Consider the following 324-nt stretch of genomic DNA (forward strand, 5'->3'; position numbering starts at 1 on the left):
GCCATCTGATCGTCGGGCTGCCGGGAGAAACTCAGCGCGATCATCTGCTCACGCTGCAGCGGGTGGTGGAGACTGGCGTGGATGGCATCAAACTGCATCCGCTGCACGTCGTGACCGGCAGTACCCTGGCACGAGCGTGGCGCGCCGGGCGCTTGTCCGAACTGGCGTTGGAGGACTACGCCGTCAGCGCCGGGGAGATGATCCGCCACACGCCGGGCGAGGTGGTGTATCACCGTCTTTCCGCCAGCGCCCGTCGGCCGACGCTGCTGGCGCCGCTGTGGTGCGAAAACCGCTGGAGTGGCATGCAGGCGGTCGGTGCTTATC

General features: G+C 67.3%; 1 protein-coding gene. It reads left to right on the forward strand.

Going from position 1 to position 324, the window contains the following annotated elements; all coding sequences use genetic code 11:
* Positions 1-324, forward strand: a 324-nt coding sequence (locus KQX66_RS39170) for a TIGR01212 family radical SAM protein (protein WP_216798457.1), incomplete at both ends; no start/stop codon positions are given.

Origin of the sequence: Paenibacillus oleatilyticus (assembly GCF_018998565.1) — a bacterium.
Lineage (GTDB): Bacteria > Bacillota > Bacilli > Paenibacillales > NBRC-103111 > Paenibacillus_G > Paenibacillus_G oleatilyticus.